This is a genomic window from Rhodococcus sp. 21391 (genome assembly GCF_016772255.1).
Classification (GTDB): Bacteria; Actinomycetota; Actinomycetes; order Mycobacteriales; family Mycobacteriaceae; genus Rhodococcus_F; species Rhodococcus_F opacus.
Window position 1 is genome coordinate 542,028 of sequence record NZ_CP063781.1, and the last position, 10,924, is coordinate 552,951.

Genomic DNA, 10,924 nt, shown 5'->3' on the forward strand with positions numbered 1-10,924 from the left:
TTACCACACCTACCTCAACCCGGAGGCCCGCTACACGTGCGCGTCAGTACTGCATTTAACCGTCTCTTGAAGATCCCCGGTGCATCGGTGTCCGCGGTGTCGATCACAGACAGCGATGTCAAGGTCGAAGTCCGCCTGCGCGCCCGCCGACTCCAGTGTCCCTGCGGGTATATCTCGTCGGCAACATATGACCGGTCCACTCGCCGTTGGCGACACCTTGACCTCGGCACCCACCGCCTGTGGTTGGTCTACGAGATCCGCCGCATCGACTGCCCCGACTGCGGGGTGCGCACCGAACAGGTGCCGTGGGCGCGGCCCACCGCCCGGCACACCCGAGACTTCGAAGACACCATCCTGTGGCTCGCCGCCCGCACCGACCGCACCTCCGTCGCGACGTTGATGCGCTGCGCGTGGGAAACGGTCACCGCAATCATCAACCGCACCGTCGACGAACTGATCGACAGTCGCCGACTCGGGGCGATCTACCGCATCGGCGTCGACGAAATCTGCTACCGACACCCGCACAAGTATTTGACTGTTATCGGCGACCACGACACCAAGACCGTGGTGCATATCGAACCCGGGCGGAGCACCGAATCACTCGCGGCCTTTTATGAGCAGCAACAGGAGTCAGATCTCGACTCGATCGAGTCGGTATCGATGGACGGATCGAAGGCATATCGCGTCGCCACCGAGGAGCACGTACCAAACGCCCGTATCTGTTTCGACCCATTCCATGTCATGCAGTGGGTAAACCGGGCGTTGGACCGAGTGTTCTCCGAGGCTTCCTCGGCCAACCGCCGCAGAATAGAGCTCTCGAGCGGTAGCTGGCGCAAAGTCCGCATCGCGTTGCGAACCGGCGCCGAACGACTCACCGACCAGCGCCGCGCCCTGGTCGACACGCTCACAGGTCAGGATCAGCAGGTCGGGCACGCATGGCGACTGAAAGAGCAAATGCGGGACTTGTTCCGCACCGTCAAACCCTCACGTGCCAAACGACATCTACGCGCATGGATCGACGACGCCGCACACAGCGGAATCCCGGCATTCACAATGCTCGCCCAACAGATCCACAAGCACTACGACGGAATCATCGCAGCAGTAGAACTCGGCATCTCAAACGGCCTCATCGAAGGTATCAACTCAAAGATCAGACTCATCAACGCTCGCGGCTACGGACACCATTCCGCTGAATCGCTGACCTCGATGATCTACCTGACGCTCGGAGGAATTAATCCAAAACTACCCACACAAAGGTGAGGAGCGCCATACATGTTCGACTCTAGCAGCGAAGTCCCGACCGGGCAATGCCCGAATCGCAGGCTGGGTAGTTGGCGGTCGGTGGAGAATACGTTCCACTGTTCGGCGAGGCTCTCCTGGTGGACGAGGTCGCGGAACCGGCCGAGCGCGCCCTTGCCCCCGATCGCCCGCTCCAGTCGATCCCTCAGCGCCGAATCATATTGCCGCTCAGCGAAGGCCGACATGTCCCGCCAGCCGTCCCCGCGGGCCGGTGCAGTCGAACCGGAGCCAACGGTCGGGCTCCTCCTCCACGTCGACGGCGGCGTCCTCCCCGACCATCATCCCGAGGTCGACCGGCGCCACCCGCCCCGTCAGCGGCTCGCGGCGGACACGCGAGCAGGTCCTCGGCCAGCACCTCGTCACCCGGGCCTGCGCGCCACGTCACCCGGTTGACGACCGACAGGCGCCAGCAGCCGAGCGACCCTGGACGACTCGATGTCCACCGGCTCCGCAATGGGCCCACCGATCGACCCTGCCATCTCGGCCCCCGGCTCCGTGTCGGTGACGACCCGTCCATCGGCAAGGGTGAACATCGACAGGTGAGACCTGTCCCACCGGCCGAAGGCGTCGTTGACCGCATTCGCGAGGTCCATGAAGGTGTGCGACGGTCCGACCGCGACGACATTCCCCGAGGATGGCATGCGGGCTGCGGCGCTGTCAGGTTGCAGCCTCAGAGTACGGCTCGAGGGAATACGATTTCCAACGTTCCGCGATGAGTTCGGCCATCTCTTCAGGTCTGTCTATTTGTATCCCGCACCCGGTTATTGGAGGAATCGCCCATGCCCCGCACCCGGATCCACAATATGAATATCTCCCTCGACGGCTACGCCGCCGGCGAGCACGTGACGTTCGACGCCCCGATCGGCGGTGCCGAACGGCTATTCGATTGGTTCGACGGACGCGTCATCCACGGGGTCGACCGGGTAGACGCCCCAATCACCCTGGACCGCGCCGTGACCAGCCTGTGGAGCCAGGGCATCGGCGCGGAAATCATGGGCCGTCGCAAGTTCGGCCCTCAAACCGGTGAGTGGCCCGACGACGGGTGGCGGGGCTGGTGGGGCGACGAACCGCCATTTCACACACCGGTGTTCGTCATGAGCCACTACCCACACCCCAGCATCGACTTTCCCAACGGAACCAGCTTCCACTTCGTGGACGCGCCACCCCATGAGGTGCTGCGCCTGGCCCAGGAAGCTGCCGACGGTCGGGACGTCCGGATAGGCGGAGGGCCCTCGACCGTGCGGCAGTTTCTGCAGGCCGACTTGATCGACTTCATGCACCTGGTGATCGTGCCCATCACCCTCGGGCGCGGCGTATCCCTCTGGGAGGGCTTGGCCGGCATCGAAGACCGCTTCACCGTCGAGACCGTCACATCCCCCAGTGGGCTTACCCACCAGTTCTGGAACAAGAACGGCCACGACTGATCCCGGTGGCTGTTGCGACCTCCGTCCGCAATTACCACTTCCGCGCGGTGAGCAGGAGGTATTCCCAGTTCATCACGGTGCTGCCGGTGCCGTGGTCGAAACGACGTGCGAGATCGGCGAGTTCGTGATCCAGTGCGGCGACACGGGCGGGGTCGTCGGCGATGTTCCGGTACACCGCGATGGTCGGACCGTAGCGGGTCTTGAAGTAGTCGCGGAAGTCCTCCGGCGACCGGAATTGATCGATGCGCACGGTGTGCCGGGTTGCCACGATGTCGGTGATGCGGTGGCCGAACAGCGCCCGGACGTGTTCCTCGCGACCCCACAGTGGCGGGGGCTGTGCGCCCGGTGGGGGCGGGGGTGCATACGGTTTCATCGTTGCGAACATCTGGCCGATGAAACCTTCGGGGGTCCAGCTGAGTAGACCGATCGTCCCTCCCGGCCGGCAGACGCGGACGAGTTCGTCGGCGCTGGCCTGATGGTGCGGCGCGAACATGACACCGACGCACGACATCACGGTGTCGAACTCGTTGTCGGCGAACGGCATCGCCTCGGCGTCGGCCTCGCGCCACTCCACCTCGGCTCCGAGTTCGGCGGCCCGGCGGCGGCCGGCGTCGAACAGTTCGGGGGTGAGGTCACCGGCCACGACGCTCGCACCGGACAGCGCCGCAGGGATGGCGGCGTTGCCGGAGCCTGCCGCGACGTCGAGAACACGGTCACCGGGCCTGACCCGGCTCGCCCGGACCAGGGCGGGGCCGAGGCCGGCGATGATGTCGGTGGCCAGGGTGGGGTAGTCGCCGAGAGCCCACATGGCGCGGTGTTTGTTCTTCAGGTCGCGGTCGGCTGGCACTGCGTCGATCGTGTCATCCATCTCGGTACTCCGGTGGGTCGGCTGCATCGGTCGAGATCCAGCCTGGCCGGATGGTGCTGCCCCGAACAGGCACCCTCGGGGTAGGTTCCCGCCACCCCGAACGTCACTCCTGGTCGCGGAACTGCGCCGCGAGTTCGCTGCGCGAGCGGATGCCGAGCTTCGCGTAGACCCGGGTCAGGTGGTATTGCACGGTCTTGACGGACAGGAACAGCTCGCCGGCCGCCTCCTTGTTGCTGGCTCCGCCGGCGACGAGTTCGGTCACGGCCCGTTCCTGCGGAGTCAGTTCCTCGAGCGTGAACCGGCTGCGTTTGAGGTTGAGGCCGCCGGCCTTGAGTTCGCGGTCGCACCGCTGCACGTAGGAGGTGGCTCCGAGCGCGAAATATCCCTCCCGGGCGGCCTGCATGACGGCGTCCGCTTCGCGCCGCTTACCTGCCCGGCGCAGGGTCTGGCCGTACGCGAAGTTCACGCGGGCGCGGTCGTAGGGGAGGGGAAGGGTGTCGAGGTGCGTCAACGCCGTCTCGAACACGTCCCGGGCGGCATCGATGTCGCCACGCGCGCCTGCGACGCGACCTCGGGCGTAACCGAGACGAGCCATCGCCGACCGGTGCCCGCGCTCGGCGGCGCGTTCCTCGTGCGGGGTGAGGAAGGTGTCCGCGTCGTCGACGCGACCGGCCATCACGAGAGCGTTCGCGTAGACGTCGGGCCACTGCCAGAAGCCTGGCTCGTCGATGCCCTCGCGGGGCTGCAGGCGGGTGAGAGGCTCGAGCGCCCTGATCACTGCCGCGTAGTCGGCCTGCACCTCGGCGCATTGGGCGCGTGCCAGTGAGGACGGAATGAACATCATCGGGTAGTCGTGCGAACTCGCCGCCGCGAGACGGAGGTGCTCGTGCGCAGCGGGCCAGTTTCCGCGCAGCGCGTGTGTCTGCGCGCCGGTCCAGTGCACGAGGGGCCGGACGAGGTCGAGCGCGGCGTCCTCGAGTTGGTGTACCGCACGGTCGACAGTGGCGATAGCGCCGCTCCAGTCGCCGAGGGCGAATTGCGTTCGCGCCAGCCAGGCCTGCGCCCACAGCGAGATGCGGGTCGAGCCCATCCGGAAGGCCGTGGGGACGGCGCTCTCCAGTTCCTGACGCGCCGATTCGGGATCGTCCAGCGCCAGGTCGAGCCACCCCCTGGCCATGTCGAAGCGCTGGGACTGGGCACCGAGAGCGATCTTTGCGGACAGCGTGTCGTAGGCGGCCCGTGCCTCCACGACCTGACCCGTGGCAGCGAGTCCGAGTCCCATGATCGCCGCGGATTCGACGGCCGACGGATCCCCCGGATCGACGAGAGCCACGGCCCGGCTGGCCCATTCGACGAGGTCCGGTCCGTGCCAGCGCACGAGCGAGTCCAGGACGCGGCGCTGGCAGATCAGCGCGGCGGTCGCCGGATCGGTGCCCGGGTCGCATGCGGTCCACGACTGGGTGAGCAGCAGATCGGCCTCCGCGGGTCGTCCCCGGAGGATTGCGAGGTAGCCGAGTACGGCGTCGCGTAACGGACTTTCGGGGAAGCTCTCGATCTCCGGCGCGAACGCCAAAGCCTGGGGAAGGTTGCTGGCACCGACGAGAGCGTCGACGGCCCGGATGAGGCGTTGTTCGCGTTCGCCGCGGTCCACGGTGAGGCGGCTCGACTTGATCAATGCGTCCGCGACGGCCGACCACGCCCCGACGGTCGCCCGCTGCGCAGAATAGGTGTCCAGTTCGTCCGCGAGCGCGGGGTCGGCGAACGGCGCGGCCGCGGCGCGATGGTCCAGCCGCCTGCCTTCGTCCTCGACGATCTGCGCGGCATGATCGTGCAGGTCACGTAGCCGGATCGGCCCGAGGCTGCGGTAGACGGCGGCCCGGGTCAGCGGCGACGGGAAGGTCAGCACGGTGACGCCGCGATGCTCACCGACGGTGAGGAGGCCCGCCCGATGGATTTCGTCGAGCGCTTCCACCGGGTGCTCGATGCCCGCGAGCGCGGCGGCGTCGGCGAATCGGGGATCCCCGGCGAGTACGGCCGCCGATTCGACGAGTGCCCGGGCAGGCGCTGAGCACGCGGACAGTTGTGACTGCACTTTCGCGGCGAACGTGCGGGGCACCGGGAGCACTGGCTGCCACTGGCTCCACGCGCTCGGGTCGACTTCCTGCAGAAGTTGCGTGAGGTGCCGTGGATTCCCCGCCGTGTGCTGAACGAGCTGGTGCGCCACCGGGGCCGGAAGGTCGAGATGCGCAAGGGTATTCGCAAGTCTGCGGGTGTCGGACGCATCGAGTGGACGGACGTGGATCCGATGCCGGCGGTGCCGGTCGAGGAGGTCGAGGACGTCCGCAGGAACACCCTCAGGAGGTTCCGAGTTCGTGACGAGGACGATCATTGCCGGTCGGTCCAGCAGATGCACGGCGGAAGTCAGCGCCTGCAATGAGGCGAGGTCTGCCCACTGCGCATCGTCGAGCACGAACACGAACGGAACGTCACCGGCAGGCGGATCCACTGCAGCGACGAGTTCGCGGGCGACGTCGACGGGGTCTTCCGACGTCACGGCCGCCCCGAGGAGCTGTTGGGCGACGCCGAAGGGATGGCCCGACGCCCACGGGGTGCAGACGGCGGAGAAGGCGGGCAGGTCGGGATGCGCCGCGAGGAAGTGTTCCACCAAGGTGGTCTTGCCGATGCCCGGCACGCCTTCGACGACCACGACGACGGGCGCGTTCTCGCCCGCCTCACGCAGGATCGACTCTAGTTCGGCGAGTTCGCGGGAACGCCCGACGAGCTCGATGTTCCCTGGATCCCTCACACCACTCACCGTATCGCGACGCCTGATTTCGGCGTGTTCCTGGCGAAAACTGGGAACGCTTGTACCGTGAGGTTAGAAGCTGCTGGTCAGAACGACTACGAGTCGAGGGATTCGGTGCATCCATGACGACGGAGGCGAACTCCACGAAGTTGGAGCGAGTGGCGATCCGCTTTGCCGGAGACTCCGGCGACGGTATGCAGTTGACCGGCGACCGGTTCACGTCCGAGGCGGCGGCGTTCGGCAACGACCTCGCCACCCAGCCCAACTTTCCCGCCGAGATCCGGGCGCCTCAGGGCACGCTCCCCGGTGTGTCGTCGTTCCAGATCCAGATCGCGGACTACGACATCCTCACGGCCGGCGACCGCCCGGACGTCCTGGTCGCCATGAACCCGGCGGCGTTGAAGGCGAACCTGGCCGATCTGCCGCGTGGCGGCATGATCATCGTGAACACGGACGAGTTCACCAAGCGGAATCTCGCGAAGGTCGGATACGCCACGAGCCCCCTCGACGACGACTCCCTCGAGGACTACGTCGTGCATCCGGTGGCGATGTCGACGTTGACGGTCGGCGCGGTCGAACCCGCCGGACTGAGCCGGAAGGACGGTGAGCGGGCGAAGAACATGTTCGCGCTCGGACTGCTGTCGTGGATGTACAACCGCCCCACCCACAGCATCGAGCGGTTCCTGGAGACCAAGTTCGCAGCGAAACCGCAGATCGCGGAGGGCAATCTGCTCGCGTTCAAGGCCGGGTGGAATTACGGGGAGACGACGGAGAGTTTCGCGACCACCTACGAGGTGTCCGCGGCGACGCTCCCACCGGCCACGTACCGCCAGGTCACCGGGAACACGGCCCTGGCCTACGGGGTGGTGACCGCGGGGCGGCTGGCGTCGCGGGACGTCTTCCTCGGCACCTATCCGATCACGCCGGCGTCGGACATCCTGCACGAGCTGAGCAAGCACCGGAATCTCGGCGTCACCACGTTCCAGGCCGAGGACGAGATCGCCGGAATCGGCGCGGCGCTTGGCGCGTCGATCGGGGGTGCGCTCGGCGTGACGAGCACGTCCGGACCCGGACTGGCGCTGAAGAGCGAAGCCATCGGGCTGGCGGTGATGACGGAGGTCCCGCTGCTCGTCATCGACGTCCAGCGCGGTGGCCCGTCCACCGGGCTCCCGACGAAGACCGAGCAGTCGGACCTGTTGCAGGCGATGTACGGACGCAACGGCGAGTCGCCGGTCGCAGTGATCGCGCCGCGCTCACCCGCGGACTGCTTCGATGCCGCGGTCGAGGCCGCCCGGATCGCGTTCACATACCGCACACCGGTGTTGTTGCTGTCGGACGGTGCCATCGCGAACGGCAGCGAACCGTGGGCCATCCCGGACGTGTCCGAACTGGACCGGATCGACCCCGGCTGCGACACGGCGCCACCGGTGGACGGCGAATTCGCGCCGTACGCCCGCGACCGGGAGACGCTCGCCCGTGCCATGGCGATACCGGGAACGCGGGGGCTCGAACACCGCATCGGCGGACTCGAGAAGGCCGACGGCAGCGGCGACATCTCCTACGATCCCGCCAACCACGACCTCATGGTGCGGTTGCGCCAGGCCAAGATCGACGGAATCGCCGTTCCCGACGCGGTCGTCGACGACCCCTCGGGTGAGGCCGACCTGCTGCTGGTCGGGTGGGGCAGCTCGTACGGACCCATCGGTGAGGCCTGCCGGCGTGCTCGGCGTGAGGGCAAGAAGGTGGCCCACGTGCACGTGCGCAACATCAACCCACTGCCCGCCAATCTCGGTGCGGTGCTGCGCAGCTACGGGACCGTCGTCGCACCGGAGATGAATCTGGGCCAGCTCGCGATGATCCTCCGTTCGAGGTTCCTCGTCGACGTGCAATCGGTGACCAAGGTGCGGGGGCTCGCCTTCCTCGGCGACGAACTGCACGAGGTGATCGACTCCGCGCTGGCCGGAACGTTGCGTGAGCACGAGCTCGCGAAGACCTCCGACGCGCTCGCGTCGGCGACTTACCGATCGACCGGACCCCGGCAGGAGGAATCGGCGTGACACGGATGATCAGTCGTGTCGGTGCGGACCTGGGGCTGAGCGCCACCGCGCACGTGCCCCAGACCGACGAACCGCAGAAGGCCAAGGACTTCACGTCGGACCAGGAGGTCCGGTGGTGTCCGGGCTGCGGAGACTACGTCATCCTCGCCACGATCCGAAGTTTCCTGCCGGAGTTGGGACTCCGACGCGAGAACCTGATGTTCGTCTCCGGCATCGGTTGCTCGAGCCGGTTCCCGTACTACCTGGACACGTACGGCCTGCACTCGATCCACGGTCGTGCGCCCGCCATCGCGACGGGTCTCGCGGTGACGCGCCCCGACCTGTCGGTGTGGGTGGTGACCGGTGACGGTGACGCGCTGTCGATCGGGGGCAACCATCTCATCCACGCCCTGCGGAGAAACGTCAACATGACGATCCTGCTGTTCAACAACAGGATCTACGGGCTGACCAAGGGGCAGTACTCGCCTACCTCGGAGGTCGGCAAGATCACCAAGTCGACACCTCTGGGGTCGGTGGACCACCCGTTCAACACGCTGTCCCTCGTGCTGGGAGCCGAGGCCACGTTCGCGGCCCGCGCCATGGACTCGGACCGCAAGGGGCTGACGGAGGTGCTGCGGCAGGCGGCGGCCCACCGCGGCACGTCGTTCGTGGAGATCTACCAGGACTGCCCGATCTTCAACGACGGCTCGTTCGACGTCCTACGCAAGGACGGTTCGGAGCAGCGCCTCATCCCGCTGACCCACGGCGAGCCGATCGTGTTCGGCGGAGCAGGCGAATACTGCGTCGTCCGATCGGGTTTCGGTCTGAAGGTGGTCGCGACCGCCGACGTCGACCGGGACGAGATCGTCGTGCACGACGCCCACACCGACGACCCCGACTACGCGTCCGCCCTGTCGAGACTTTCCGACCAGGACCTCACCCACACCGTGACCGGTGTGTTCCGCAGCGTCACACGGGACACGTACGACGACATGGTGCGTCTGCAGAACGAGATCGCGCGCGAGAAGGATCCCGTCGACGACGGCTCGCTGCAGCGCCTGCTGACCGGTCACGACACCTGGACGGTGGAGTAGGCGGCTTCGCCGGTGCCCGCCACCTCGGCGCGGGTGACCCGTGCACGCGGAACGAAGAACGTCACGATCCCGCCCAGGACGGCGATGCCCGCGAAGACGTAGAACGCCACCTGGCTGCTGATGCCCGCGCTGATCAGTGCTCCGCCGATCAGTGGGCCGAAGATGCCGCCCAGCCGGCCGAATCCGGCGCACCACGCCACCCCGGCGCCGCGCGCGGACGTCGAGTAGTAGTTGGAGACGAAGCCGTAGATCAGGACCTGGGTGCCGATGGTGCCGACTCCGGCGACCGCGACGGACGCGAGCAGCACCGGCAGCGGGAAGCCGAGCGTCAGGAGGATCAGGGCGAGTGCGGCGAGACCAAACGTCGTGGCGACGACGCGTTGCGGTCCGATGCCGTCGGCGACCTTGGAGGCGATCAGGCCGCCGAGGATCGCGCCGCCGTTGAGGACGAGCAGGAACGACAACGAACCCTTCGCGTTGAAACCGGCGTCCTCCATGATCTTCGGAAGCCACGTGTTGAGTCCGTACGTGAGCAGCAGGCCGGAGAAGCTCATCATTCCGAGAAGTGCAGTGCCCCAAACGTAACGGCGCGTCGCGAGTGCGGCGAAGCCGACCTTCTCAGCCGAGGCCCGTTCCGCGGCGATCTCGTCGGCGCCGGGCATCGGGATGCCCGTGCGTTCGGAGATGCGGCGGGCCTTGTCCTCGTGGCCGCGGGCGGCGAGCCACTTCGGCGACTCGGGCAGTTTCACGAGCGCCAGCGGCAGCAGGATCACGATGGGCAGTGCGCCGATCCAGAAGAGGCCGCGCCAGCCGATCGTGTCGCGCAGGACGATCGCGAGGAGGGACGCGAGCACCCCGCCGGCGGGGACGCCGCTGTAGACGATGGCGTTGTACAGGTTCCGCTTTCCGGGAGGGGCGAACTCCGCCACCATCGCACCGGCGGTGGCGACGAGGCCACCGACCCCGATACCGGTGAAGAATCGCAGCAGGCCGAACATGGTGACGTTGGTGGCCAACGCGGCGAGCCCCATTCCGATGGAGAACCACGCGATGTTGACGAGCATCATCCGCCGCCGGCCCAGGTAGTCGCCCACGGCGCCGGCGGTGAGCGCGCCCACCATGACACCGATGAGCGCGTACGAGCCCAATGCACCGGCCTGCTGCGCGGAGATCTCGCCGAGCTGGCCGGGATCGTTCATCAACGTCGGGAGGATGGTGCCGTACACGACGAGGTCGTAGCCGTCGAAGATGATCGCGATCGTGGCGATCGCGACGACCCACGTGACGGCACTGCGGTGTCTCGGACTCGCCCAGGTATCGGGGGTGGTGGATGGGTTCATGGTGATCTCCGCTCGGTGGGTGTGACGGGGAACCGGGCCGAACTCGTAAGTGTGCTG

The 10,924-nt window shown here is 67.2% G+C and carries 9 protein-coding genes; 4 read left to right on the plus strand and 5 right to left on the minus strand.

Annotated features, from left to right (window positions below; all coding sequences use genetic code 11):
• The first annotated feature begins 36 nt into the window (after positions 1-36).
• Complete coding sequence (locus GO592_RS02535) at positions 37-1,260, plus strand: ISL3 family transposase (RefSeq protein ID WP_172651615.1); 1,224 nt, start codon at positions 37-39, stop codon at positions 1,258-1,260.
• 207 nt (positions 1,261-1,467) lie between these two features.
• Here the strand turns inward: GO592_RS02535 and GO592_RS45735 are convergent, their stop codons facing one another.
• Both GO592_RS45735 and GO592_RS45740 read right to left on the minus strand, forming a co-directional pair.
• A complete protein-coding gene (locus GO592_RS45735; RefSeq protein WP_007297181.1) occupies positions 1,468-1,602 on the minus strand; it encodes a hypothetical protein in 135 nt (44 codons plus the stop codon).
• 56 nt (positions 1,603-1,658) lie between these two features.
• Positions 1,659-1,940 carry a hypothetical protein gene (locus GO592_RS45740; RefSeq protein ID WP_007297182.1) on the minus strand — a complete coding sequence of 94 codons (282 nt, stop codon included), beginning with the start codon at positions 1,938-1,940 and terminating at the stop codon, positions 1,659-1,661.
• Positions 1,941-2,078: 138 nt separating this feature from the next.
• On the opposite strand from GO592_RS45740, the gene GO592_RS02545 reads away from it, so the two are divergent.
• A complete protein-coding gene (locus GO592_RS02545) occupies positions 2,079-2,723 on the plus strand; it encodes a dihydrofolate reductase family protein (protein ID WP_007297183.1) in 645 nt (214 codons plus the stop codon).
• Between the two features lie 31 nt (positions 2,724-2,754).
• Here GO592_RS02545 and GO592_RS02550 read toward each other — a convergent pair whose 3' ends face one another.
• The gene (locus GO592_RS02550; protein WP_007297184.1) at positions 2,755-3,591 is read right to left on the minus strand and encodes a class I SAM-dependent methyltransferase; all 837 of its coding nucleotides are present in this window, start codon (positions 3,589-3,591) and stop codon (positions 2,755-2,757) included.
• Between the two features lie 103 nt (positions 3,592-3,694).
• On the minus strand, positions 3,695-6,397 hold the full coding sequence (locus GO592_RS02555) for a helix-turn-helix transcriptional regulator (protein ID WP_007297185.1): 2,703 nt from the start codon (positions 6,395-6,397) through the stop codon (positions 3,695-3,697).
• 122 nt (positions 6,398-6,519) lie between these two features.
• On the opposite strand from GO592_RS02555, the gene GO592_RS02560 reads away from it, so the two are divergent.
• Together GO592_RS02560 and GO592_RS02565 are read left to right on the plus strand one after the other, a co-directional pair.
• Positions 6,520-8,454: a 2-oxoacid:acceptor oxidoreductase subunit alpha gene (locus tag GO592_RS02560; RefSeq protein WP_005562297.1), complete on the plus strand. Its 1,935-nt coding sequence runs from the start codon at positions 6,520-6,522 to the stop codon at positions 8,452-8,454.
• Between the two features lie 5 nt (positions 8,455-8,459).
• The gene (locus GO592_RS02565) at positions 8,460-9,527 is read left to right on the plus strand and encodes a 2-oxoacid:ferredoxin oxidoreductase subunit beta (RefSeq protein ID WP_007297186.1); all 1,068 of its coding nucleotides are present in this window, start codon (positions 8,460-8,462) and stop codon (positions 9,525-9,527) included.
• Here the strand turns inward: GO592_RS02565 and GO592_RS02570 are convergent.
• Positions 9,503-10,867 (minus strand): MFS transporter, encoded by a 1,365-nt coding sequence (locus GO592_RS02570; RefSeq protein WP_039951182.1) that lies wholly within the window; start codon positions 10,865-10,867, stop codon positions 9,503-9,505. The two genes, GO592_RS02565 and GO592_RS02570, sit on opposite strands and share 25 nt — an antisense overlap.
• Positions 10,868-10,924 lie beyond the last annotated feature (57 nt).